23 protein-coding genes are annotated in these 24929 nt (G+C 30.4%); 9 read left to right on the top strand and 14 right to left on the bottom strand.

The window, feature by feature from the left end; translation table 11 throughout:
• Positions 1-2 precede the first annotated feature (2 nt).
• On the bottom strand, positions 3-194 hold the full coding sequence (gene ccoS / locus SD960_RS14025; protein WP_042564196.1) for a cbb3-type cytochrome oxidase assembly protein CcoS: 192 nt from the start codon (positions 192-194) through the stop codon (positions 3-5).
• A gap of 114 nt (positions 195-308) precedes the next feature.
• Entirely contained in the window at positions 309-2696 is a 2388-nt protein-coding gene (locus SD960_RS14020) for a heavy metal translocating P-type ATPase (protein WP_318804056.1), read from the bottom strand.
• A 204-nt stretch (positions 2697-2900) separates the two neighbouring features.
• Here SD960_RS14020 and SD960_RS14015 point away from each other — a divergent pair, with 204 nt between their 5' ends.
• A complete protein-coding gene (locus SD960_RS14015; RefSeq protein WP_318804054.1) occupies positions 2901-3581 on the top strand; it encodes a Crp/Fnr family transcriptional regulator in 681 nt (226 codons plus the stop codon).
• Here the strand turns inward: SD960_RS14015 and mazG are convergent, their stop codons facing one another.
• From mazG to def, 3 genes are all read right to left on the bottom strand, one after another.
• A complete protein-coding gene (gene mazG, locus SD960_RS14010; protein ID WP_264537028.1) occupies positions 3582-4352 on the bottom strand; it encodes a nucleoside triphosphate pyrophosphohydrolase in 771 nt (256 codons plus the stop codon).
• A gap of 97 nt (positions 4353-4449) precedes the next feature.
• Positions 4450-4941, bottom strand: coding sequence for a DUF5606 domain-containing protein (locus tag SD960_RS14005; protein ID WP_318804053.1), 492 nt, complete (start codon positions 4939-4941; stop codon positions 4450-4452).
• A 64-nt stretch (positions 4942-5005) separates the two neighbouring features.
• Positions 5006-5596: a peptide deformylase gene (gene def / locus SD960_RS14000; protein WP_042564191.1), complete on the bottom strand. Its 591-nt coding sequence runs from the start codon at positions 5594-5596 to the stop codon at positions 5006-5008.
• A 198-nt stretch (positions 5597-5794) separates the two neighbouring features.
• Between def and SD960_RS13995 the strand changes: the two genes are divergently transcribed.
• Positions 5795-8020 (top strand): FUSC family protein, encoded by a 2226-nt coding sequence (locus SD960_RS13995; RefSeq protein WP_318804124.1) that lies wholly within the window; start codon positions 5795-5797, stop codon positions 8018-8020.
• Positions 8021-8052: 32 nt separating this feature from the next.
• Here the strand turns inward: SD960_RS13995 and SD960_RS13990 are convergent, their stop codons facing one another.
• Both SD960_RS13990 and ruvX read right to left on the bottom strand, forming a co-directional pair.
• Positions 8053-9549: a malate:quinone oxidoreductase gene (locus SD960_RS13990; protein WP_318804052.1), complete on the bottom strand. Its 1497-nt coding sequence runs from the start codon at positions 9547-9549 to the stop codon at positions 8053-8055.
• 123 nt (positions 9550-9672) lie between these two features.
• A complete protein-coding gene (gene ruvX / locus SD960_RS13985; protein ID WP_042564573.1) occupies positions 9673-10089 on the bottom strand; it encodes a Holliday junction resolvase RuvX in 417 nt (138 codons plus the stop codon).
• Positions 10090-10861: 772 nt separating this feature from the next.
• On the opposite strand from ruvX, the gene SD960_RS13980 reads away from it, so the two are divergent.
• Positions 10862-12730: an LTA synthase family protein gene (locus tag SD960_RS13980; RefSeq protein ID WP_318804049.1), complete on the top strand. Its 1869-nt coding sequence runs from the start codon at positions 10862-10864 to the stop codon at positions 12728-12730.
• Positions 12731-12832: 102 nt separating this feature from the next.
• On the opposite strand, the gene SD960_RS13975 is transcribed toward SD960_RS13980, so the two are convergent.
• Positions 12833-13468 carry a PAS domain-containing protein gene (locus SD960_RS13975; RefSeq protein ID WP_318804122.1) on the bottom strand — a complete coding sequence of 212 codons (636 nt, stop codon included), beginning with the start codon at positions 13466-13468 and terminating at the stop codon, positions 12833-12835.
• Between the two features lie 275 nt (positions 13469-13743).
• Here SD960_RS13975 and SD960_RS13970 point away from each other — a divergent pair, with 275 nt between their 5' ends.
• Positions 13744-14559, top strand: a complete 816-nt coding sequence (locus SD960_RS13970; protein ID WP_318804046.1) for a 2,3,4,5-tetrahydropyridine-2,6-dicarboxylate N-succinyltransferase — start codon at positions 13744-13746, stop codon at positions 14557-14559.
• 73 nt (positions 14560-14632) lie between these two features.
• Here the strand turns inward: SD960_RS13970 and SD960_RS13965 are convergent, their stop codons facing one another.
• Positions 14633-15385 carry a glycosyltransferase family 2 protein gene (locus SD960_RS13965; protein WP_318804045.1) on the bottom strand — a complete coding sequence of 251 codons (753 nt, stop codon included), beginning with the start codon at positions 15383-15385 and terminating at the stop codon, positions 14633-14635.
• A gap of 77 nt (positions 15386-15462) precedes the next feature.
• Here SD960_RS13965 and SD960_RS13960 point away from each other — a divergent pair, with 77 nt between their 5' ends.
• The 3 genes from SD960_RS13960 to SD960_RS13950 all read left to right on the top strand — a co-directional run bounded on the left by SD960_RS13960 (position 15463) and on the right by SD960_RS13950 (position 18437).
• Positions 15463-16431, top strand: a complete 969-nt coding sequence (locus SD960_RS13960; protein ID WP_318804044.1) for a hypothetical protein — start codon at positions 15463-15465, stop codon at positions 16429-16431.
• 147 nt (positions 16432-16578) lie between these two features.
• Positions 16579-17655 carry a glycosyltransferase family 9 protein gene (locus tag SD960_RS13955; RefSeq protein WP_318804041.1) on the top strand — a complete coding sequence of 359 codons (1077 nt, stop codon included), beginning with the start codon at positions 16579-16581 and terminating at the stop codon, positions 17653-17655.
• The gene (locus tag SD960_RS13950; RefSeq protein ID WP_318804039.1) at positions 17652-18437 is read left to right on the top strand and encodes a glycosyltransferase family 2 protein; all 786 of its coding nucleotides are present in this window, start codon (positions 17652-17654) and stop codon (positions 18435-18437) included. The genes SD960_RS13955 and SD960_RS13950 overlap by 4 nt, the downstream gene beginning before the upstream one ends.
• Here the strand turns inward: SD960_RS13950 and SD960_RS13945 are convergent.
• Positions 18418-19185, bottom strand: a complete 768-nt coding sequence (locus tag SD960_RS13945; protein ID WP_318804037.1) for a Kdo domain containing protein — start codon at positions 19183-19185, stop codon at positions 18418-18420. The genes SD960_RS13950 and SD960_RS13945 overlap by 20 nt on opposite strands.
• Positions 19186-19268: 83 nt before the next feature.
• Here SD960_RS13945 and SD960_RS13940 point away from each other — a divergent pair, with 83 nt between their 5' ends.
• A complete protein-coding gene (locus tag SD960_RS13940) occupies positions 19269-20345 on the top strand; it encodes a glycosyltransferase family 1 protein (RefSeq protein ID WP_318804035.1) in 1077 nt (358 codons plus the stop codon).
• A 1-nt stretch (position 20346) separates the two neighbouring features.
• On the opposite strand, the gene SD960_RS13935 is transcribed toward SD960_RS13940, so the two are convergent.
• The 4 genes from SD960_RS13935 to SD960_RS13920 are packed head-to-tail and all read right to left on the bottom strand — an operon-like array spanning position 20347 to position 24136.
• On the bottom strand, positions 20347-21210 hold the full coding sequence (locus SD960_RS13935; RefSeq protein WP_318804033.1) for a hypothetical protein: 864 nt from the start codon (positions 21208-21210) through the stop codon (positions 20347-20349).
• Between the two features lie 33 nt (positions 21211-21243).
• On the bottom strand, positions 21244-22065 hold the full coding sequence (locus SD960_RS13930; protein ID WP_318804032.1) for a glycosyltransferase family 2 protein: 822 nt from the start codon (positions 22063-22065) through the stop codon (positions 21244-21246).
• A gap of 5 nt (positions 22066-22070) precedes the next feature.
• Positions 22071-23000 carry a nucleotide-diphospho-sugar transferase gene (locus tag SD960_RS13925; RefSeq protein ID WP_318804031.1) on the bottom strand — a complete coding sequence of 310 codons (930 nt, stop codon included), beginning with the start codon at positions 22998-23000 and terminating at the stop codon, positions 22071-22073.
• Between the two features lie 8 nt (positions 23001-23008).
• The gene (locus SD960_RS13920; RefSeq protein ID WP_318804029.1) at positions 23009-24136 is read right to left on the bottom strand and encodes a glycosyltransferase family 1 protein; all 1128 of its coding nucleotides are present in this window, start codon (positions 24134-24136) and stop codon (positions 23009-23011) included.
• Positions 24137-24349: 213 nt separating this feature from the next.
• Here SD960_RS13920 and SD960_RS13915 point away from each other — a divergent pair, with 213 nt between their 5' ends.
• Positions 24350-24919, top strand: a complete 570-nt coding sequence (locus SD960_RS13915) for an L-threonylcarbamoyladenylate synthase (RefSeq protein ID WP_073393550.1) — start codon at positions 24350-24352, stop codon at positions 24917-24919.
• The last annotated feature ends 10 nt before the right edge of the window (positions 24920-24929 follow it).

Genomic DNA, 24929 nt, shown 5'->3' with positions numbered 1-24929 from the left:
AATTATACTTGTTTTTCTTCGGTTGGTGAAATATTATTCTTCGAAGTAATTTTTGTCTCGTCATCAAAAAGCATTCTGACCGAGGGTGTATAATCATCATCATATTGTCCTGATTTTACAGCGACAATAAAGGCAATAAAGAAACAGATTGCGACAAAAATACTTACTGAAATTAATAGATAAATGACACTCATACCCTAAATTTATGTTAACAAAATTAGTAGGTAACAGGCATGTAAAATATGATAATTATCATAATTGAAAAGATATGTTAAAAGTAAGAAAAATTACCTTACAATTATTTATAACTATTTTAAATTACTGTTGCTGAAATAGTTAGACATTAAAGTCACGAAGCTTACAATAGTAATTGTACTTAATGGCATAATAATGGCCGCGACTAAAGGAAGTAAATTGCCGGTAACAGCAAAAGATAAACCAATAACGTTGTAGAGCAATGACAAAGTAAAACTCATCTTGATTATTGAAATTGATTTATGCGATAATTTCAAGAAATAACTGAGTCGTGAAAATTCACCTGCATCTAAAATTGCATCGCAGGCAGGAGAAAAAACATTCACATTTTCTGAAATAGAAATTCCGACATTACTTTGCGCTAAAGCACCGGCATCATTTAAACCATCGCCAACCATCATTACATTTTGTCCCTTTTCCTGAAGTTTCTTTATAAAATCAAGTTTCTGCTCAGGTTTTTGATTAAAAATTAGCTCGGTATTTTTAGGTAAAATGGCTTCGAGACTTTCTCTCTCTCCATCATTATCACCAGATAATACTTTGATTTGATATGTTTTACTTAGTTCTAAAAACAACTCCTGCAAACCTTCCCTATATTGGTTTTTAAATACAAACCTGCCATAATAAACATTATCAATTTTAATATGAAGTGAAGTTTTTTCAATTTCGGATGTATCTGAAACCGAATTCCGTACAAATTCAGCAGAGCCAATCTGAATTTGTTTTTGCTGAATTATTGCCTGAATTCCTTTTCCGGTTATTTCCTGAAAATCATCTGTTTTAATTTTGTTTGTTTCCGGTAAAAAATCATATAACATTCTGCTTAAAGGATGATTTGAAGCGCGAAGTACATTTTTGATAAGCACATTATTTTCGTCAGAAATCAAATCTCCCTCGTAGGTAATACTGGCTTTTTTATTTGTTGTAATTGTTCCGGTTTTATCAAAAACTATCGTATCAACTTTTGCCAATTGCTCGATTACCAGAGCATTTTTCAGGTAAAACTTTCGCTTTCCTAAAATTCTCAAAATATTTCCAAAAGTAAATGGCGCTGTAAGAGCCAGTGCACAAGGGCACGCTACAATAAGTACCGCAGTAAAAACATTAAAAGCTATATTGGCATCAATAAATATCCAATAGCCAAAACCTGCAAAAGCAATTAATAATAATATTGGTGTAAAATACCGACTAATGGCATCTGTAATGGTTTTATGTTTTTGATCTACATTTTTTTGAAAGATTTCATTACTCCACAATTGTGTCAGGTAACTTTGTGAAACCGAATGCAAAACTTCCATTTCGATAATTTTTCCAATTTGCTTTCCTCCTGCAAATATTTTATCTCCCGATTTTTTAGTTATTGGGACTTCTTCTCCTGTTACAAAACTATAATCAATCTCGGCTTTTTCGCTAATCAAAATTCCATCGACGGGAATTAATTCCTGATTTCTAATTAATAAACGATTGCCTTTTAAAATATCATATATAGGAACACTTTCTTCAGAAGTATCCTGATTAATTCTCGTAACTGCAATAGGAAAATAGGATTTAAAATCTCTTTCAAAACTTAAAAAACTATAGGTCTTAATTTGAAACATTTTTCCGAGCAGCATGAAGAAAACCAAACCTGTTAAGCTGTCAAAAAAGCCAGGACCGTAATCCATAATCATATCAAAAGTACTTCGGATGAACATGACAATAATCCCTAAAGCAATAGGAATATCAATGTTTAACATTTTTGCTTTAATACTTTTATAGGCAGAAACATAATAACCGCCTGCCGAATATAAAAAACTAGGCAATGAGAGAATAAAAATTAAAGCTCTAAAGAAAGGTTTATAATTATCGAGCCAAAATTCTTTTATTTCAAAATATTCAGGAAATGAGAGCAACATTATGTTTCCGAAGCAAAAAAAGGCAACTCCTAATTTATAAGTAAGCGTTCTGTCAATATTATTTTTTCCGGTTTCGTAATTTTCTAAACTAATATAAGGCTCATAGCCTATGGAACTTAGCAAATACACAATTTTTTTAAGGGAAACAATTTCTGAGTTATAAGTAATTCGAACTCTTTTTTCTGGAAAATTAACCTGAGAAACACTTATTCCTGACTGTAATTTGTTTAGGTTTTCAAGAATCCAAATACAAGAACTGCAATGAATGTGAGGAATGTTTAATGAAGCAATGGCTGTGTTTCCTTCCTCAAATTCGAGAACTTTTGATAAGATGGCTTCATTATCAAGGAAATCATATTTGCCCTGAATATCTTGTGGAGTAGCGCCAGGTGATTTTTCAAAATCGTAATAGCAGGTTAAATCATTAAGACTAAAAATTTCGTAAACTGTTTTACAGCCATTACAACAAAACTTTTTTTCATCAAAATTGATTTCTTCATTTTTATCAATGGCCAAGCCACAATGAAAACAACCTTGCTCGCTCATAATTTGTTTTTTTTAACTTATGCAAAGTTTATAAATTGCAAAAGACTATAAATATGACTTTTATCATAGTTTATTAAATTATGATTCTAAATTAATAAATTAAAAAAGGCCAATTACTGCATTACATTTTTAATTGCTTTTTTTTATCAAATTATTATGTAATTAGATACTATTATTGGTTAATTTTGCATAAAATTTCTTGTCATGAATAAATGTGACCAATGTATCGTACGCCAGCTTACTTCTCTACAAGCATTAAATAAGGATGAAGTCATTAAACTTGCCAATAGCAAAACTACTTATACCATAAAAAAGGGAGATGCTATTTTTGAGGAAGGTGAAGTAACCAATGGCGTTTTTTGTGTAAAAGATGGTGTTGGAAAACTTTCAAAGCTGAGCGCCAACGGAAAAGACCAAATTATAAAACTCGTTAAATCTGGAGAACTTTTAGGACAACGTTCTATGATTAGTAATGAGCCTGCTAATTTAACGGCAAAAGCTGTTGCTGATATGGAAGTTTGTTTTATTCCAAAATCTGAAATTATTGGCTTTTTTAATAACAATAATCAATTTTCTATGAAGTTGATGCAATCTGTTTGTGAGGATTTGAAAGAATCTGAAAACGATAAAATTGCATTGGTACAAAAAACTGTAAAACAAAGATTGGCAGAAACATTGCTTTATCTACATGATTTTTATGGAGAAAACGATGATAAAACATTAAAAATACAACTTACCAGAGAAGAATTAGCCGGTATGATCGGAACTGCCACTGAAAGTTGTATTCGTTTACTATCTGATTTTAATAAATTAGAATTGATAGAATTGGTTGGTAAAAAAATCGTTCTTAAAAATGTAAAAGCATTAAAAAAAATAGCTGAATAATCAGAGTTTTTTAGCTTCATTCCAAAAAACATCCATTTCTGCAAGTGTCATATCCATTAAAGGCTTTCCTAATTCACCTGCTTTACTTTCAAGGTATTGAAAACGTTTAATAAACTTTTTATTTGTTCGCTCTAAAGCATCTTCGGGATTTACATTTAAAAATCGGGCATAATTAATCATCGAAAATAATACATCTCCAAATTCAGCTTCGATTTTATCCTGATCGCCAGCCGTGACTTCTACCTGTAATTCTTGTAATTCTTCCTGAACTTTATCCCAAACCTGATGCGGTTCTTCCCAATCAAAACCTACACCTTTTACTTTATCCTGAATTCGGCTTGCTTTTACTAGTGCAGGCAAACTTCTAGGAACTCCTTCTAAAACCGATTTTTTACCTTCTTTCAATTTAAGTTTTTCCCAGTTTTGTTTGACTTCTTCCTCATCTTTTACAACTGTGTCGCTATAAATATGTGGATGGCGATGAATTAGTTTTTCGCAAATTTCATTACAAACATCTGCGATATCAAAATCATTTGTTTCTGAGCCAATTTTTGCATAGAAAACAATATGCAACAGTAAATCTCCCAATTCTTTTTTTACTTCATTTAAGTCATTGTCCAAAATAGCATCTCCCAATTCATAAGTCTCTTCAATTGTCAGATGTCTAAGGGTTTGCAAAGTTTGCTTTTTATCCCAAGGACATTGTTCGCGCAACTCATCCATAATAATTAATAATCTTTCGAAAGCCTGAAGTTGAAGTTCTTTACTCATTTTGATGTTTTTTTTGGTTTGTAAACCGAATGTAGTAAAAGTAAAAAATCCTGTCAAGAAAATCTTAACAGGATCAGTATATTTGAATTGAAGATGATTATTCTTCTTCTTTTTTAGCTTTTGCTTTTTTTGCAGCCGGAGCTTTCTTTGGTTTTTCTTCTGTAGCGAGAGCTTTTTCTTCTTTTGTTTCTGCTGGAGCAGGAGCTAAATCAGTAACTAAACCTTTTGCCTGAAGTGTATTATACCAGTTTAATACTTTTTTAATATCTGAAGGATAAACTCTTTCTTCATCAAAATCCGGTAAAATTTCTTTAAAGTAAGCTGTTAATGTAGCATTATCTTCTTTGTGCGAAATCGCCTGACCATTTTTCTCTTTTTTAGCAATGATTTGCATAACTTCTGTTAAAGGTTTTTCTCCTTCGTAAGTGTAAATTGAGATCTCAGATAATAAACTTACATTACTTTTTAAGTTTACTGTAATTTTTTTTCCGTCTATTAATGATTCTGCCACAAAACCTGTACGAGTTTGTACTTTCAATACATATAAACCCGGTTTCCCTGAAATGGCTAAAATTTTCTCTAAATTCATGTTTATTAAAATTAGTATTAAGAATTTCTTTTTTGTTTAATGTTCTTCTCTAAGAACATCGTTTTTATCTTCCTTTTTTTGCCGCTGCAAACTTCATTCTATATTCCTGAAAAGTTTTGCCTTCAGTAATATTTTTCAATTTCTTTTGAATCAAACGCTTTTTCAAAGACGATATTTTATCTGTAAATAAAACACCCTCAATATGATCGTATTCATGTTGAATAACTCTTGCAATCAATCCGTCAAAAACTTCGGTTTTCATTACAAAATCTTCTTCACAATATTCAATTGTAACAGTTGGTTTTCTGTAAACATCTTCACGAACATCCGGTATACTTAAACAGCCTTCGTTAAAACTCCACTCCTCACCCTCTTCTTTAACAATTTTAGCATTGATAAAAGTTTTCTTGAAACCTTTTAGCTCTTTTTGCTCTTTTGTCGATACATCTTCGTCATCGCTAAAAGGCGTCGTATCAATAACAAACAAACGAATCGCTATACCAACCTGGGGTGCAGCCAGACCTACGCCATAAGCGTTGTACATGGTCTCGTACATGTTTGCTATTGTTTCTTTTAAACCGGGATAATCTGGCGTAATCGCCTCACCCACTTTTCTTAAAACAGGATCACCATATCCTACAATTGGTAAAATCATTACTATTAATTTAAGTTTTATCTACTGAAAAACGTTGAAATTTATTCTTATAATTCAGTTGGCAAAAATAGTAAAAAATAGTCAATGAATAATTCTAAACACAGATTAATCTCATTTTTGCTTTATGACCAAAAACTCATCCATAATTATGCCAAAGTAATTCGTACAATTCTTACCTTTGCTAGTAAACCTGATTATATGTACGAACGTATCACGAAATTTACCAACAGCACTTCTTTTTTAAATGCTTCAAAAGTAACTATTGCTTCTGTTGTTCCTGTTTTAATTTTGAATTTTCTGGGATATTTTGAACTTGGTTTTACCATTGCTTTAGGTGCTTTTTTTACCTACCCAAGTGATATTCCAAGTACTTTAAAGCATAAAATTAAGGGCCTTATAGTTGCTTCTTTTATTGTTTCGGGTGTAAATTTATTGGTCAATTTTGCTTATCCGTATCCGTTTTTATTTTATCCTTTTTTAGCCTTATTGCTTTTTTTATGTTCGATGATTTCTGTTTATGGGCAAAGAGCTACTTTAGTATCTTTTTCTGCTTTACTTTCTATTTCGCTATCATTTGGACATCTACATCAGGGTTGGGATGCTATAGAATATGCTGGTCTTATTTTTATTGGAGGCATTTTATATTTAATAGTATCACTTGTTTTTCATTTTGTACAACCTTATAAGTATGTTGAATTACAAATTGCCGAGGGCATTAAATTAACGGCAAAATATTTAAAATTAAGAGGTGATTTATGGAGTCCCGAAGCCAAAAGAACTACCATTATTGAAAAACAACTGGCTCTTCAGGTTGAATTAAATTTAATTAATGAAGATTTAAGAAAGGTACTTATTGGAAATCAAAATACTTCTGCAGCTACCAGCCAGAACAGAAAAATGTTGCTTGTTTTTATCACTCTTATTGAAATTCAGGAACTGGCATTATATACATCATTTGATCATAGTAAACTTCATGAAAAATTTGACAAGCATCCGGAAGTTTTGCGAACCTATCAGAATGTTGCTTATAAACTGGCTTCAACCTTAAAAAAGCTTTCTAAAAATGTACATCATATTGCCGTTTATGTTGATAAATCTGATTTGAAAAATGAACTTGATGCTCTTGAATTTGCCATTTTTGATTATGAAAAAACATTAGGCAAGGAAGCAGCTGCCGAAGGTGTTTTAATGCTAACCAACATGCTTAAATATGCAAAAAATCAAGTTGGGAAAATCAAGACTATTCAAAGGGCATTTTCGCTCGCAATGCAATCTTATAAATTAAAAGACAAGGACAAGGAACTCGAAAAATTCCTTACGCCTCAATATTATCCGTTTCGTACATTGCTGGAAAATATGAGTTTTTCATCTTCAATTTTCAGGCATTCGTTACGATTAACCATTACCATTTTGATTGGTTTTATTGTTGGGAAATTTCTTCCTTTTCAAAATGTTTACTGGATTCTACTAACTATCGTTGTAATTATGCGACCTGGTTATGGTTTGACAAAAGAAAGATCTTATAATCGAATTTTCGGGACAATTTTAGGAGGATTACTTGCTTTCGGAATTGTTTCATTAGTGCAAAATCATGTTGCACTAAGCATTTTTTCTATTGTTTGTATGTTACTCGGAATTTCATTTACACAAATCAATTATAAAATAAGTGCCACTTTTGTAACGATGTATGTGGTTTTCATTTACGGAATTCTAACACCTAATGTTGTTGAAGTCATTCAGTTTAGGATATTAGATTCACTTACAGGTGCTGTCTTAGCCTTTTTGGCCAATCAGTTTTTATGGCCGGCATGGGAATTTATAAACACACCAATACATATTGAAAATTCTATACGTTCTAATAGAAACTACTTAAAAGAAATCGCTGATTTTTATAATAAAAAAGGAGAAGTTCCTACTTCTTACAGATTAGCCAGAAAACATGCTTTTGTTGAAATTGGAAATTTAATGACTTCGTTTCAACGTATGATGCAAGAGCCAAAATCAAAACAAAAAACAATGCCTTTGGTGAACAAATTAGTGGTTTTAAATCATTCTCTACTTTCTGCATTGGCTTCTTTATCAACTTATATTCAATCGCATCAAACAACTTCTGCCTCAGAATCGTTTAATTATATTATAAAAACCATTATATCAAATCTTGATCATTCTATTTTAATTTTAAAAAATGAAACTATTGTAACAGATACTTTTTTTGATAAAGAAGATGTGACTTTGCAATTTGAAGAACTAAAACGCATCAATTTTAATCGTTTGGCTACAGATGATGAACTAGACAAAGAAACGCGTCAGGCTAAAATGCAGGAAGCTTCTATGGTTATTGAACAATTGATTTGGATGAGTAATCTGGCGGAAAAGATATTAAAAAACACCAAAGACCTAAAAACAACAAATCCAGATCAATGATCTGGATTTGTTGTTTTATATAGAATTTAAAACTAATTATTCAATTTCAAAACATCAGAAGTATGTTTTCTGATTTGTTCTAAAAGTTCTGGCTTATCATTTAATGTCTGACCGTAAGAAGGAATCATATTTTTCATTTTAGCTTCCCATTCCGGTGTTTTAATTTGGTTGGTAAAACATCTGCTAATTAAATCAATCATAATAGAAACTGCTGTTGAAGCTCCTGGAGAAGCTCCTAATAAAACTGCCAAAGTTCCGTCATGTGTATTAATTACTTCTGTTCCAAATTCTAAAACGCCACCTTCTTTTTCGTCTTTTTTAATAACCTGAACGCGTTGCCCGGCTCTTTCTAATTTCCAGTCTTTAGAGCGTGCAGTCGGTAAATATTCACGAAGTGCATTAATTCTGTCTTTTGGAGACTGACGAACCTGCTCTATCAAATATTTTGTTAAAGGTATATTGTGATATCCCGCTGATAACATCGGAATTAAATTGTTTGCTTTTATAGATAACGGTAAATCAAGATAAGATCCGTTTTTTAAGAAACGTGTCGAAAATCCTGCGAAAGGCCCAAAAAGAAGTGCTTTTTCACCATCGATTACACGTGTATCAATATGCGGAACCGACATTGGCGGAGCACCAACACTTGCTTTTCCGTATACTTTTGCCTGGTGTTTTGCAATAACTTCCGGATTGGTACATTTCAACCATTGCCCACTTACCGGGAAACCGCCGTATCCATTTCCTTCGGGAACATTTGCTTTTTCTAATAATGGTAATGAACCTCCACCTGCTCCAATAAAAACGAATTTGGTATATGCTTTACGTTTTTGACCGGTAGCCAAATCAGTAATTTTAATTCGCCATAACTTATCTTCGCGTTGTTTTAGTTTTTTAACCTCATGATTGAAATACAAAGAAACACCATCCAGTTTTTCTAAATAATTAAACATGCTTCTGGTTAATGCACCAAAATTCACATCGGTACCAATAGCCATATGTGTGGCAGCCAATTTTTCATTAGCTTCTCTCCCTTCCATTACAAGTGGCATCCATTCTTTTAACTGCTCAAAATCAGTACTAAATTTCATTTGAGAAAAAATTGGATTGCTTTGTAAAGCTTCAAATCTCTTTTTAAGATATTCTACATTTTTATCTCCCCAGACGAAACTCATATGAGGGACACTTTTTATAAAATTATCAGGAGACGGAACTTTGTTTTGCTGCACTAAATAAGACCAGAATTGACGTGAAACCTCAAATGATTCTGCTATACTTATTGCTTTTTTAGGGTCAATACTTCCATCAGCTTTTTCGGGAGTGTAATTTAATTCACAAAAAGCAGAATGTCCTGTTCCTGCATTATTCCAGGCATCAGAGCTTTCGGCAGCAGCAACATCCAGTCTTTCGTAAATTTCAATTTTTATATCAGGTTGCAGCTCTTTCAAAATTAATCCAAGAGTTGCGCTCATAATTCCAGCTCCAATAAGCACTACTTCACTATTGGAACGTATTGTATTGTCAGGCATAACAGTAATTTATTTTTAAAGTGCAAAGGTAATTTTTATAATTGCAAAAAAAAACTAAAATAGCATGATAAAAGTTATGTTTTTCTAAAAATTAAAACATCATAAGATTATGATTAAAAAAAACTAAAATCGTTTTGAAGAAAGATAATCCTGAAGCATTATTGTGGCAGAGATTTCATCAATTAAACCCTTGTCCTGGCGTTTCTTTTTGCTCAAGCCGCTATCTATCATGGTTTGAAAAGCCATTTTTGAAGTAAAGCGCTCGTCTACACGAACGACTTTCATATCAGGAAAAATATTCGAGAAGTGAGTTACAAATCCTTTGACTATTGAAGCACTTTCTGAAGGCTGACCGTTCATTTGTTTTGGTTCGCCAATTAAAACAGCTTCGACTTTTTCTTTTGCAAAATAATCTTTCAGAAAATCAATTACAGTATTAGTTGGAATTGTAGTTAAACCCGACGCTATTATTTGCATTTCGTCAGTAACAGCAATTCCGGTACGTTTTTGTCCGTAGTCTATGGAGAGAATTCTTGGCATTTTTTAATTTTTATCAAAGATAGAAAGGAAAATTTATAAATCTAAAGAGAATCTTTGTATTTAATAAATGCAAAAATAAAAGTAATATCTCGTTCCTTGTCAATTTCATAAAGCGATATATCCCGTAAAGACATAATCTCTTATCATTTCATCATTAAAATGAATTGATTTTTTCAAAGAGAAAAGAATTTTGAATATCTTTTTTATATTTTTGATTAAATCATTTTAAAGCTTTCTAGCCGCTTTCGGTTTATCTTTGGCTATATATTCAACTTGTTTATTCAGGGCAAACAAAAAATCTTCTGTAAAACTAATCTTCATATTTAGAAATTGTTTTTTCTGAAATTTCATCAACTTCTTCTATTGTATATAATTTTGCCGTACCATTTTTAAATTTAGCATAAGCTGCATGTACTTTTTTTCTGTTTTCATCAAAGTCAGGATCTTCATGAGTTATTTCAATTTATCAGAAGAAAATGAACTTAAAAATTCCAAGATTTTCTCTCTGATCTCAGGCTGAAATTCTAATCTGATCGCTTTCATAATATCTCCTTATTATACAAAGATAAACTATTTTATTTTTCAATTTTTCTGCAGTCATACAAAATCTGAGACAGCGAAAAAATATCCTATTTTATTATAAAGATGTTGTTTAATTCCTTTCTTAAAGGAAGAACTAAGTTTCTTTTGCGTGAAATTTTATAGCATAAAAATAATTCCCAAATAAGAACATTTGGTGAATGATCGCAGCTATTTCTATATTAAATTTCATATGACTAATTACAAAAAAAGCACTTTTTTATTTCTTCAAAGATTTATCTTAATAGTTCTAATTTACCAATTCAGCAGACTTCTATTCTATTTCATTAACATTGAACTATTTGATCGTTTTACACTTCAAAATTTTGTAGGTGGTCTTTTATTTGATTTCGCTGCTATCAGTTATATTAATATTCCGTTTTTGATTGCCCATTTAATTCCCGGCAATTTTAAATATAATAATTTGTATCAAAAGATTCTAAAAATCACTTTTTATGTAGTCAATCTTATTTTTATTTCAACAAATTTCATAGACATCATTTATTACCGATTTACAGGCAGAAGAAGTACTTTCGGAATGATCACAGCAAAAGGAATGAAACAGGAAATTCCAGGTTTACTTCCTTCTTTTTTAAGAGAATTTTGGTACGTAGCAATCATTTTTTTTATTCTAAGTTTCTTATTGTGGAAATTAATTCCAAACCTGAATGACACTGTAATCCTAAAAAAAATAACCAAAAAAAATTACTTGAAAAAATCGGCATTTATCTGTTTTTCAATTATTGTAATTGTTATTATTGGCCGTGGAGGTTTACAAGAAAAACCTATAAAAATTGTGGACGGCATAAAATATGGCAATCTTAATAATGCCGGACTTGTTTTAAATACACCATTTACGATTTTAAAAACGTTAACCAAAAAAGAAGACATTGAGAAAGTCAATTATTTTAGTTCTGAAGAATTAAAATCAATTTATGATCCTGTTATTTCAATAAAACCAAAAGATTCTGCAACTAAAAAAAATGTTGTAGTTCTTATTCTAGAGAGCTTTGGTAATGAAAATATTAACCACAATCAAACTCCATTTTTAGATTCTTTGATTACCAAATCATATTATTTTAAAAACGGATTTGCAAACGGAAAAATTTCTATTGATGCCGTTCCTTCCGTTCTTTCCAGTATTCCGAGCTTGATGAATAATTCATTTATTACATCCGGGTATTCTTTAAATAAGACGAATAGCATTTCTGAAATTTTAAAAAGACAAGGTTATAAAACTTCTTTTTTTCATGGTGCGTTTAACGGAAGCCAAAACTTTGATCAATATACTGCAGTTGCAGGTTTTGATGAATATTATGGAAAAGATCAATATGTAGGAAAACCAGCTTTTGATGGGAAATGGGGCGTTTTTGATGAGGAGTTTCTGCGATTTTTCGCGTCTAAATTAAGCTCTTTTAAACAACCTTTCTTTAGTTCGTTATTTACTATTTCTTCACACAATCCTTATGTTATTCCCGACAAATACAAAGGGAAATTTCCAAAGGGAACAACAGTTATTCAGGAAAGCATTGCGTACACTGACTTTGCTTTGCGTGAATTTTTTAAGACTGCCAAAAAGCAAAATTGGTACAACAATACACTTTTTGTTATAACCGCAGACCATACGTCATCCGGTGGAGACAACGATATCTACAAAACAAATATTGGAAAATTCAGAATTCCGATCTTATTTTTTGATCCTTCAAATCCAAATTTTGTTGGTGTTAATGAAAAAAACTTTCAGCAAGTTGATATTATGCCCAGTATTGTTGATTATTTAAATATCAAAACCGAAATGGTTAGCTTTGGAAAAAGCTATAAATCAAAAGAAAATTTTGTAGTTTACTATCTCCAGGGAACATATCACTGCATTAAAGATGACTATTATCTTGCTTTTGCAAATAATCAGACTATTGGTTTATACAATTGGAAAAAGGATATTTTATTAAAAAATAATTTAATGAATCAGGAACTCTTACGAACTAAAGAATTAGAAAATTTTTTAAAAGCGTATATTCAAACCTTTAACGAAAGAGTAATAGATAACAAATTGAGCATTTAATCAAACTTAAAGCACAAAAAATCCGTTTTGAAAACTCAAAACGGATCTTTTTTCCAAATATTTAAAAACCTAAAAATCAAATATTTCAAACCTAAAAAAATATTATCTATTAAATAAACGTTTAAAAAAACCTCTTTCTTCTTCCTCTTCTTCGACATGCTGCTCCTCATATTGAGCAAATTTCGCATGTCCTTTTTCATGTTCAAAAATCAGCTCTTTTATATATTCTACGTAACTTTTCTTTTTTTCTTCCAGAAAACCAATTAAATATTTCTCGCTAAACTCTACTCCGCTTGCTGCTTCAATTTGTAGTAATTTTTTATACAATGGCTCAATATGCAAGGCCACAACTTCCTGAGGTACAGCCTGCCTTCTTGCAAAATAATTTACAATTACATCATTTTCATCACGCGAAATCTCAAAATCGGTAATTACCCAATAAAACCTTCCTGATTTGGCTAAGTTTTTTACAATTGCATGAAAGTTTTTTCCGTTTTTTAGATTTTCCCAAAGCACTTTAAAAATTACTTTTGGCATATCCGGATGACGGATAATATTATGAGGCTGACCCATTAATTCATAATCTTCGTACCCCGAAACATCGACAAATACTTCATTGGCGTATTCTATAATGCCAAATGCATTTGTTTTACTCATAATAACCTGAGTTTTGTCCCACGAAACTTCTTTATCAATAATAGTTCGCTGCTGTCTCTGAAGTTGATTTTCCTGATTCATATGTATATAAATTTGTTTCTGGATTGGCATTTGATAATTCATTTAATGTTTGAATTATGCGGCGAAATTAAGTTGAAGGAAAATCACAAAACCTGACTTATGTCATATTTTGACATTAAAAAAACTTTTAGGGGTTGTTTCTGATTTTTATTAAGCTAATCACGTCGTAATATTTATCAAATTAAAAACAAAAAGTTACATCTGTAACATTTTCAAAGGTTTTTACTTTTTTGCTTTTATCCAAATAAGCTATCTTTGCAAAAAATTAAAAACTTATGAATTCTTTACAGACTATAATTGAACAAGCTTGGGAAAACAGAGCTTTATTACAAGAAACAGCAACAACTGATGCTATTAGAGAAGTTATTGAATTGGTTGATGCAGGAAAATTACGTTGTGCTGAACCAGTTGGTGACAAATGGCAGATAAACGAATGGGTAAAAAAGGCTGTTGTAATGTATTTTCCAATTCAAAAAATGGAAACATGGGAATCTGGTATTTTTGAATATCATGATAAAATGTTGCTAAAAAGAAATTATGCTGAAAAAGGAATTCGTGTAGTACCAAATGCCGTGGCACGTTACGGTGCTTACATTTCAAGCGGTGTGATTTTGATGCCAAGTTATGTAAATATTGGCGCGTATGTAGACGAAGGAACTATGGTTGATACCTGGGCAACTGTTGGTAGCTGCGCACAAATTGGTAAAAACGTACACTTAAGTGGCGGAGTTGGAATTGGTGGAGTTTTAGAACCTCTTCAAGCTGCTCCGGTAATTATTGAAGATGGTGCTTTTATTGGTTCTCGTTGTATTGTTGTAGAAGGTGTGCATGTTGGTAAAGAAGCTGTTCTTGGTGCTAACGTTTGTTTAACTGCTTCAACTAAAATTATCGATGTAACTGGTGACGAACCTGTTGAAATGAAAGGTTTTGTGCCTGCACGTTCTGTTGTAATCCCTGGAAGTTATACTAAAAAATTCGCTGCCGGAGAATTTCAAGTTCCATGTGCTTTGATTATTGGTACTCGTAAACCATCTACAGATTTAAAAACTTCATTAAACAATGCACTTCGTGAGTACGATGTTGCTGTATAGATTTAAATAAAATAAATCACAATTTCTAAATTCCAAATTCCAATCGTAACAGATTTGGAATTTGGATTTTTTTTTATTTGGAATTTCTTTTTTGAAGTTTCAAAAGCTTCGCATATTTCATATAAGAGAAAAAACTTTGAATCATTGCTATTGACAATCCTTCAATTCCATTAAAAATACCTTTCTTAAAAAAATAACAGCGTATAAAAGCAACTGTTCCATTTAAAACTGGCTTAAAAGCATTTATTCTTTTTCCCTGATCAAATAACTGCTGTGCATGCCAGCCAGAATATTGATTCTTTTTTGCAATGATCTGATCTAAAGAATCCCATCCATAATGCAATATATGTACATCAACTTTTTTCTCATTTTGAGTTACAATTTTTTGATGTACTATTGAATCTGAGGGATGTGCCGTTTTTTTGTTAAAAAAACGAACTTTCTGATCCGGATACCAACCAGAGAAATCAATAAGTTTATCTGCCAGAAAATTTTTTACCCTAAAACTAAACGCATCATGATTTCCTTCTAAATACTTTTTCTCCTTTATAAATTCTTTGGCATCTTTATCCAAAAATTCATCAGCATCAAGATTTAAAATCCAATCATTTTTACAATAAGGCAAACCATGCGTTCTTTGTGGTCCATCTCCTAAAAAAGCCTGTTGAATAACTTTTGCACCTTTATTTTGAGCTATTTCAACTGTACGATCCTTGCTAAATGAATCGACAATTATTACTTCTTCACAAACTTTTAGTAATGCATCTATACATTTTCCTATATTCTTTTCTTCATTAAACGTAATTACCAAGCCACTAATTTTCATTACAAATATTTATATATAAGTGCAAAAATAGAAATTTTACTTACTTTTATCAATTAAAAAATAAAAATATTCTTACAATGAAAATTACTATTATTAGCCACGATAATTGGGGTTATAACGACAATATTGCTACAGCTCTTGAAAAAAGAGGACATATAGTAAATCATATAGATTTTAATACTTTCAAATACGAGTACCCAAATTTTACATACCGTATTTATAATTTTTTTCTAAAAGCATTTTTAAAGAAAAATATAAAAAATATTCATTTTGGAAATGAAATAAATAAACGTTTACAAGAACTCGGACAAATTCAGGATGTTATTCTAACTATAAAAGGTGATTTTATTGATCCAAAAAAGATTTTAGAGTTTAAGAAATACACCAAAAAATCAATTGCTTTTTTTAATGATAATATTTATCGCTGCCCAAAAATAATTCCCATTCTTCCTAATTTTGATGAAGTCTATTCATTTGAAAAAGAAGATTGTGCAAAATACAACCTAAAATTTATAACTAATTTTATTTACAAAGAATCAAAAACAAATCCAGCTGGAATTTTTAAATACGATATTTTTAATATTAGCTCAAAAGATAATAGATTTAATATTATATCTAAAATTGCAGATGAACTGACTAACAATGGAATTTCATCTAAAATTATTATTTATGATAAAAAGAATAAAACAAAAAACGCCAACATTGAATTTATTTCAGAATACATTCAAATTGATCAGGTTAATGAATTTGTAAACGATTCCAAATTTCTTTTAGACATTCATCGCAAAGAACAGAATGGGTTAACTTTTAGGGTATTTGAAAGTCTGGGACTGCAGAAAAAACTAATTACAACAAATCCCAATATTGCTCACTATGACTTTTATAATCCCAAAAACATATTAATTATTGATGAAACAAACATAAATTTTGACACAGAGTTTTTCACTAGTCCATACGAACCAATTCCTGAGAATATTTATACAAAATACACTATAGAAAATTGGATCGAAACAGTTTTTGGTTTATCAAAAAAACAGCCGCACTAAGTAAGAATATACAAATACTCGCGTATGATATGTTTTAAGTAAATAAAATATTATGCTTCATTATTAAATCCAAATTCCTTTCTGAAAAATGATTGGGATTTGGATTTTTTTGCTTCAATTTGCAATCTCTTTATAAATACCACATAAATGAAGATACTTGTAATCCAGCAAAAAATGATTGGTGATGTTTTAGTCAGCAGCATTATATGCAACAATTTGCGTGCTGCCTATCCTGACGCTCAAATCGATTATTTGGTTTATTCCTCGACGACTCCTGTTTTAGAAGGCAATTCAAGTATTGATAATATTATTCTTTTTGAAGAGAAACATCGAAAAAGCACAAAGGAATTATTAAATCTTGCATTTCAAATTCGTAGAGAAAAATACGATTTGTTAATCGATGCTTATTCAAAATTAGAAAGTTGGATTTTGGTCTTATTAAGCAATGCCAAAAGAAAAATATCATATAAAAAACCGGGAAGAAATTTTCTATATACAGACAATGTTCCGTTTGAGCCCTTTCCTAAAACAAATTTAGGCTTGGCAATAGAGAGGCGACTTTCGTTATTGGAACCTTTGGATTTAAAAATTAAAATAGATCCAATTCCTAAATTGTTTGTTTCAGACAAAGAAAATCAGGAAGCGATTGCAATTTTTGAAAAACACCTGGTTCGAAAAGATCGAAAAACCGTTATGATAAGTCTTTTGGGAAGTGAAAAACTAAAAACATACCCTTTAGACTTCATGGCAAAAGTTATTGATTATGTTGCTGATAATGCCGATGTAAATATTCTTTTTAATTATTTCCCAAAGCAGCTTGAAGAAGCAAAAACTGTTTTTAATGCCTGTAAATCTTCAACTCAGGAAAAAATTTATTTTGATTTACTGGGTGGAGATTTACGCTCTTTTATTGGTATTGTAAATCAATGTGATTTTATAATTGGTAATGACGGAGGAGCTATAAATATGGCAAAAGCGCTTGAAAAACCATCGTTTATTATTTTTTCTCCGTGGATTGAAAAGAAAATCTGGGCCACTTTTGAAGATGGAATTCATCATCTTTCGGTACATCTAAAAGATTATCGTCCTGATTTATTTGAAAATAAAACGGAAAAAATGCTCAAAAAAGACGCATTATCTTTATACAAAGAATTTAAACCTGAATTTTTTGCAGCAAAAATTGAATCTTTTTTAACCCAAAATCTTAGCACAAAAATAAAATGATTTTGGCAGAAAAACAGCGGTTAACAGTTTTAATCATTACTTACAACGAAGAGTCGAATATAAAAACACTTCTTGATGATTTGGCTTTTGCCGATGAGATAATTGTAGTAGATTCTTTTAGTACCGATAACACTTTTGAAGTTGTTTCAGGATTTAAAAATGTAAAAATATTTCAGCGCACATTTGATAATTTTGCCGTACAACGCAATTATGCCCTAAGTCTCGCCACAAATTCATGGATTCTTTTTATTGATGCCGATGAAAGATTGACGCCTAAGCTTAAACAGGAAATCGACTTTACTATAAATCAAAAAGATAGTGCTTCGGCTTATTTTGTTTATCGAAATTTCATGTTCAAAAACAAAAAAATACGTTTCAGCGGCTGGCAAACTGATAAAATCATTCGACTTTTCAAAAAAGAACATGCACATTATAACGTCAATAAAATTGTGCATGAAAAATTAATCGTAAACGGAAAAACAAAAAAATTAAAACATAAGCTAAATCATTACTCGTATTCCAGTTACAATGAATATAAGCAAAAAATGATTTTTTATGGAAAATTAAAAGCAGAGGAACAATTTATAAAAAACACGAAACCTGGCTTTTATCATTTTTATTTGCGCCCTGCTTATAAATTTTTAAATCAGTATTTTTTACGATTAGGAGTTCTCGATGGCCGAAAAGGAATTATTATCTGTTATTTAAATGCTTTAAGCGTTTTTGTTCGCTATCAGGAACTTAAAAAAATCATTAAACAAGCTAAGACTTCCAAAATTTAAGTTTCTTTTTAAGTCTTTTCTTTCTGGCAAATTCTTCCTGAAAATCTACCGTTGCTTTCCACATAGTGTCAAAAATTTCAGTTTCTGTTTTATCTTTATAAAACTTTGAGTATTCATTGCTCATAACTGCAATCATTTCTTTATGAGGTGTTAAGCGTCTAAAATTATTCATACGCTGTTCAAAAGTCATATTTGCATGAAAGTTCATTCGGTTTAAATCAACCAGAAAAAAATCATATTTATTGTCAGTCGTTTTTTTGATTAAAGTATTTCCTGGTGAATGATCTAAAAACTCAACCCCTTTTTGATGTAAATCGAAAGTAAATTTTGAAAACTGTCTTAGTACATTATCATGATCCGGATAATCAGGAATTTCTACGAGTTCTCTATAGGTTAATTCAGTAATTAAATGCTCACTCGCATAATAACTGTCTTTTAACCCAATAGCATTAAAATTTTCAAGAAATGCAATTGGCTGCGGAGTTCCAATACCTTTTTCCAACAAAATAGTTGCAAATTCAAAAGAACGTCTTGCTTTTGACTTTCGAAAATATTTGTAAGCAATTTTATTTACGATATTCGGTATTTTGAAAGATTTTATATTGATTGTTATTCCGTTCAGTTCAAACAATTTTATTTTATTTCGATCACCATTTCCAAAAAGACTTCCTGAATTATTAAATGTTTTAATATTATCAAGTACAGATAGGGTACTATTTTCAAAAGCGGGATTTACTTTAAAATTCATCAGTATATTTTTATAAACAACAAAAATACATATACAATTTAACACATCAAATTAATATTGTATTTTCGTGAAAAAATTAAGTAATGTCACAGCAAAAGAGTGTTTTTTTAGAAACTCATAACATAAATAACCGAGCAACCGGGTTAGGAACTTTTAATTATGAATTAATTAAGGGTATGGAACAACTTTCTTTTGACAACTTAAAAATCTACCTTAATTCAGGGAAACCGAATTTACTTAAAAATGAATTTGGAGACAAATTCAAATACCATCAATACAGATCTTTTCATAGATATGAGACCTTTAGGCCTTTTGGAAAGTATGATTTATGGCATGCCGTAAATCAAAATACTAAAATTGAACCGCGTACAAATACAAAATATTTATTAACGATTCATGATGTTAATTTTGTTGAAGAAATATCTAAAGATATGAATCACAAAAGAAATCGCTTATTTAAAGAAAAACTGGAAAGAGCTACTGCAATTACTTATATTTCTGAATTTGCAAAAAAACAAACACACGATTATTTTAAAATTCCCGATGTTCCTGAATGTATAATTTATAACGGAAACCCGATATCTACTTTATTAGACACATCTAATTTTATTAGTAAGGTTCCTGTCGATAAACCATTTTTCTATACGATTGGTGACTTTATTGAGCGAAAGAATTATATCGCAATTATTAACATGATGAAGTCTGTTAAAGATTTTAACTTAATAATTTCCGGAAATGATACGAAAGAATATGGCGCGGTAATAAAAAAACTAATTACCGACAATGGTCTTGGAAATCAAGTATTTTTAACCGGAAGAATAAGTGATCAGGGCAAGCAATTTTACATGAAAAATTGCGCTGCTTTTCTATTTCCTTCAATTAGAGAAGGTTTCGGACTTCCTCCTATTGAAGCAATGAGTTTTGGAAAGCCTGTATTTCTATCTGATAAAACTTCCTTACCGGAAATTGGCGGAAATGCAGCAAATTATTGGACTAATTTTGATCCTGAATACATGAAAACCGTTCTTTTTGAAGGATTGAATTATCACGAAAACAATAAAATTGAATGTCAGACACTTTTAAAGGACAGAGCTGCCAGCTTTAATTGGAAAGAAGCAGCTGCTGCTTATTTAAAAGTTTACAATGAAATTTTATATTAATTTATTTAAATAAAAATTTAAACCATTGTCCAAAGTTCTTCAAAGCTAAGTAAACTGGTGAAATGGTTAGTACTTTAGAATTTATTACAAAATCCTTGATTTCTTTCAAATCTTTGCTTGGAAAATAATTTAGTTTTTTCCAGCGGTTTGGTTCTATGTAATAAAAACCTCTAAGTTTGGTGTAATTTTTTTCGTTTACTTTAATCCATTTATCAATAAATCCAGCATTTACCTGACGTTTATGCCCCCAATTTTCTAATTTAAAACGCAATTCTTTTTCTGTTCTTGACAACGATTCGTGCAAAACAATATTATTGGTATAAATTACACGGGAACTTGTTCTTCTGGCTAAATTATAGTTAGGATAGTTTGTCGCAAATATTGCTTTCATTGGCAAATCAACATACAAAATTCCATTGTCTGTATACTTGTAAAGTATAACCCAGAAAGCAGCTATTTGAATTTTATTTTTTTCTGGATTATCCAGATAATGATCATGTTTTCTTAAATCTAAAACAAACTTTTCAAAATCAAAAAAGTACTCATCACTATCTACCTGAACAAGCCAGTTTCCAATTCCCATTTTTAGAGAAAGCAAATGACGCTCGCGAGTATCCATCTCTATTTCGGTTAGAGACGGTACGTAAAAATTATCCCTATAAATTTCGATTTTGTTTTCGGTGTCTATTTCTTTAAGCCATTCAAAAAAATCAGGATCAACCTCAAACTTATTTCCCGACCACGTAATGTAATTTTCATCTATCGCAATAAAAATTTTGTCAGATGCAGCATAAACTGGTGGAATGGATAACTTTAATTTTTCATAATCGTGTGAAAACAAAAAACCTACATGTATTTTTTTCATAAATTCTATAATCAAAAAGAGTATAAATTGAAATTACTTGTTAGGGGTTTTAGGCAAAAATAGTAATAATAAGCTAATAAAAGCTTTTAATAGCTTCCAGGGAACTGTAAATTTTTTAATATGCTGAAATTGTAAGAATCTTTTTGAATTTAAAACTTCGACTTCTTTATAATCCTCCATAAAGGCTGGAAAATATTTTTGAAAAGTTATTTTTTTCTCTTCATTATATAAATCCCTAAACTTTGGATTTGAAGAAATTCCGGTAAAATCATAAATCGCAATTGTTCTCTTCAAATATTTATAAGAAACATTTTTATAACAGATTGCATAAATAAAAAATTCCCAATCTGAGGCAATTTTATAGTTTTCATTATAGTAGAAATAATCATCAAAAAGCGTTTTTCTTATAAAAGTTGACTGATGATTTATTGAGCTATTATAAAAAAAAGAAAAACTTAATTTTTCAGGATAAATTTTTAATCTTTTTGAACCATTACTTTCTTTATAATTATCACCATAATAAATATCATATTCTGATGTAAAATCGGGAATAGTATCTTCTAATACCGAATTATTATAAAAACAATCTCCACCATTCATGAAAATTATAAAATCTCCGGTGGCGATTTTAATTCCTTTATTCATAGCATTAAAAACACCATTGTCTTTTTCGCTCACCCAATGCGTGATTTTATCCTGATATTGTTCTATTAATTCTTTGCTCCCATCATTACTTCCTCCGTCTATTACAATAAATTCAAAATTTTTATCCGTTTGGTTGGTTACACTTTCCAGTGTTTTGCTTAATCCTTTTTTGTCGTTAAAATTTACTGTTATAACAGATACTTTACTCATATCAATTAGTTATTATATTTTTTCCAAAATTTTAATTTCCTCCACATTTTTTTTCTCTTTCTTTTTTTGACTTTAAACTCTCTGTTCAAAGTAAAAAAATCGGCCTCTTTATTAGGAAGCATTATTAATGGATGGGTTATCTGCAAAAGTTTTTCGGTTTTCAGATTCGAAAAAGCATCATTAGAATTGTCTGTATGTGTAGCATTTGCACCAAAACCAATATTACTGATCAAATTTACGTTTGGAATAATCGACAAACCATTATTAAAAAAATTCGTTATTGTCCATTGATAATCCCAAGTGTCGATTTCATTTTTCAATAATTTCTGAAAAATATTGCTCCAGCTCTCTACTACAATGCTATTATTAAAAATAAATTTGAAAGTATTCTCAATATCAGCACTTTTGTATTTCGCTAATTCGACATCATAATCAATCCAGGCTCTTCTCCAGGACGCCCAGCCCCAAACGTGAGTTAAATTTGAAAAATAATAACTATCATTTCCACGTTTTTGACCTAGTTGTAAATTGGTACCTCCAATATGTCTTATTCTGGTATCAAATCTGTATTTTTCGAGTATTGCATCACAAAAAACAAAGAAATCTTCAGAGGGTAAACAATCATCTTCTAAAATAATTCCTTCTTCTTCATTTTCAAAAAACCAGTCAATCGCAGATGAAACAGCGTATTTACAACCTAAATTCTCCTCTCTAAATAATGTTTTAACTTCACAATCCCAGTCAATTTTTGCTGCAATTGCTCTGGTTTCATTACAAATTTCTATTTCATTTGGCCTGTCTCTTCTTGCTCCATCTGCTGCTATATATAATTTAGAAGGTCTGTTATTTCTAATTTGCTCAAAAACCAATTCAGTTACATCGGGCCTGTTAAAAATCAAAAATAATACCGCTGATTTTGTTTTGTAGTTACTCATTTTTCAGATTATTTCTTCAACGCTTTTTGATACACAGCCAAACATTGCGAGGCTGCATTTTCCCAATTAAATTTCTTGCTTTGTTCCAATCCTTTTGCAGTAAAATCTACTCTTAAAGCTTCGTTTTCCAGAAGATTGTTAATTTTAATTTTTAAATCTTCTTTACTGTTTACATCAAAATATACTCCCGCTTTTCCTGCAACTTCAGGAAACGAGCTATGATTTCCCAAAACAACAGGGCATCCGCACGCCATCGATTCCAAAACCGGAATTCCAAATCCTTCATACAGAGATGGAAAAACAAAACATTTTGCATTTTTATAAAAACTGCCTAACTCCTCTTCTTCAAAATCTTTTTGAATAATTTGATTTTCTAAACCCATTTCTTTTATAAAATCATTCTCAGCTTTACTAAAATTTCCGCCGCCTGCACAAACTAAATACAAATTCGAATCCTTCTTTAAAAGTTCTTTTATTGCATCAACCAAAAAAATAAAATTTTTATAATCGGCTCTGGATCCAACAAATAAAATATAATCAGAGGGTAAATCTGTGCTTATGTTTTCATTTATTTTAATTGAAGTTCCATGATAAACTACTTCTATTTTTTCTTCCTCGATATGAGGATATATACGTAAAATATCATTTTTTGTATTTTGTGAAACGGCAATTATTTTTGTTGCTTTTTCGATTAATAACAACTTATTTGCTGCCATTTTATCTGCATCCGAAAAATACTGAGGAAACAATTCATGAATCATATCATAAACTGTTAAAACAAAGGGTTTATTGTCTATATAATCTAAAAAATAAGGATCATAATAAGTTGGAATAAACAAATCATAATTGCTTTCTGACAAACCTTCGTTTATTGTTCTTGCATAATTTGATTTTTTGCTTTTTTTTCGAATACTTATTCCAAGTTTAGAAAGAAGTTCCAGAAAGAAATTATGCTTTTTTTGTCTGCTATTATACAAGACACTTTCTTTATAATAAATGTTTTTAGTGTAAAACCAGGGTATAAAAACTTCTACATCTGGATTTCGGGATAAAACAGAAAATATCTCTGTATAATATCTTGAAACGCCTCCATATTTTTGATAATTAAAAGCTTGTGAATCGAGTATTATCTTCATTCTTAAATTTGCTTTTTTAGATATTTTACATTTAAAAATAAATGTTTAAAATGACTGTAATAATTTTCAAACAAATTTGTTACATCCAATAAACAAAGTACAAACGTACATTAATAAAATGCTTTTTACATACATATTCGGTTACTATTAACACATCAGATTCTTAGAGTTTATTAGTATCTTTGCGCCACTTTTATTAAATATATTGTTGTTATGGAAAATCTGAATCAGGAGATAATAAACGCTTACGAAGTTATTAAAGAAGGCGGAATAATACTTTACCCAACCGATACCGTGTGGGGAATTGGTTGTGATGCTACAAATCCTGAAGCGGTTGCCAAAATATACAAACTTAAACAGCGTGCCGAAACACAAAGCATGATTGTTTTGATGAATGGCGAAAAAATGATGTACAATGTTTTTAAAAATATTCCTGAAGTTGCCTGGCAAATTTTAGATTTATCTGAAAAACCAACTACCTTAATTTTGGACGAACCAAGAAATGTTGCTCCAAATATTATTGCAGCAGATAATTCATTGGGAGTTCGTGTAGTAAAAGAACCTTTTTGTTTTAAATTATTAGAAAGAATGAAAAAGCCTTTGGTTTCGACTTCGGCTAATATTTCTGGACAGCCAACTCCAATTGCTTTTAAAGATATTAACCCGGAAATCGTTAAAGGTGTTGATTATGTTGTAAAATTAAATCAGGATAAAGTTGCAGGAAAACCTTCGACGATTATAAAACTAACAAATGATTCGCAGGTAAAAGTGATTCGTAAATAATTTTAGATTT

The sequence above is a fragment of the Flavobacterium sp. MMLR14_040 genome (assembly GCF_033657265.1).
In the GTDB taxonomy this organism is placed as follows: Bacteria; Bacteroidota; Bacteroidia; order Flavobacteriales; family Flavobacteriaceae; genus Flavobacterium.
This window is presented reverse-complemented; position numbering and strand designations above follow the sequence as displayed.

Coding starts and splice junctions, on each gene's coding strand:
- SD960_RS13975 (WP_318804122.1), bottom strand. CDS start 13,468: ATGAATCAGGAAAATCAACTTCAGAGACAGCAGCGAACTATTATTGAT.
- SD960_RS13925 (WP_318804031.1), bottom strand. CDS start 23,000: ATGAGTAACTACAAAACAAAATCAGCGGTATTATTTTTGATTTTTAAC.
- SD960_RS14015 (WP_318804054.1), top strand. CDS start 2,901: ATGAATAAATGTGACCAATGTATCGTACGCCAGCTTACTTCTCTACAA.
- SD960_RS13970 (WP_318804046.1), top strand. CDS start 13,744: ATGAATTCTTTACAGACTATAATTGAACAAGCTTGGGAAAACAGAGCT.
- SD960_RS13960 (WP_318804044.1), top strand. CDS start 15,463: ATGAAAATTACTATTATTAGCCACGATAATTGGGGTTATAACGACAAT.
- SD960_RS13990 (WP_318804052.1), bottom strand. CDS start 9,549: ATGCCTGACAATACAATACGTTCCAATAGTGAAGTAGTGCTTATTGGA.
- SD960_RS13940 (WP_318804035.1), top strand. CDS start 19,269: ATGTCACAGCAAAAGAGTGTTTTTTTAGAAACTCATAACATAAATAAC.
- SD960_RS13915 (WP_073393550.1), top strand. CDS start 24,350: ATGGAAAATCTGAATCAGGAGATAATAAACGCTTACGAAGTTATTAAA.
- SD960_RS13930 (WP_318804032.1), bottom strand. CDS start 22,065: ATGAGTAAAGTATCTGTTATAACAGTAAATTTTAACGACAAAAAAGGA.
- ruvX (WP_042564573.1), bottom strand. CDS start 10,089: ATGCCAAGAATTCTCTCCATAGACTACGGACAAAAACGTACCGGAATT.
- mazG (WP_264537028.1), bottom strand. CDS start 4,352: ATGAGTAAAGAACTTCAACTTCAGGCTTTCGAAAGATTATTAATTATT.
- SD960_RS14005 (WP_318804053.1), bottom strand. CDS start 4,941: ATGAATTTAGAGAAAATTTTAGCCATTTCAGGGAAACCGGGTTTATAT.
- SD960_RS14020 (WP_318804056.1), bottom strand. CDS start 2,696: ATGAGCGAGCAAGGTTGTTTTCATTGTGGCTTGGCCATTGATAAAAAT.
- SD960_RS13980 (WP_318804049.1), top strand. CDS start 10,862: ATGACTAATTACAAAAAAAGCACTTTTTTATTTCTTCAAAGATTTATC.
- SD960_RS13950 (WP_318804039.1), top strand. CDS start 17,652: ATGATTTTGGCAGAAAAACAGCGGTTAACAGTTTTAATCATTACTTAC.
- SD960_RS13920 (WP_318804029.1), bottom strand. CDS start 24,136: ATGAAGATAATACTCGATTCACAAGCTTTTAATTATCAAAAATATGGA.
- SD960_RS13965 (WP_318804045.1), bottom strand. CDS start 15,385: ATGAAAATTAGTGGCTTGGTAATTACGTTTAATGAAGAAAAGAATATA.
- ccoS (WP_042564196.1), bottom strand. CDS start 194: ATGAGTGTCATTTATCTATTAATTTCAGTAAGTATTTTTGTCGCAATC.
- SD960_RS13945 (WP_318804037.1), bottom strand. CDS start 19,185: ATGAATTTTAAAGTAAATCCCGCTTTTGAAAATAGTACCCTATCTGTA.
- def (WP_042564191.1), bottom strand. CDS start 5,596: ATGATTTTACCAATTGTAGGATATGGTGATCCTGTTTTAAGAAAAGTG.
- SD960_RS13955 (WP_318804041.1), top strand. CDS start 16,579: ATGAAGATACTTGTAATCCAGCAAAAAATGATTGGTGATGTTTTAGTC.
- SD960_RS13935 (WP_318804033.1), bottom strand. CDS start 21,210: ATGAAAAAAATACATGTAGGTTTTTTGTTTTCACACGATTATGAAAAA.
- SD960_RS13995 (WP_318804124.1), top strand. CDS start 5,795: ATGTACGAACGTATCACGAAATTTACCAACAGCACTTCTTTTTTAAAT.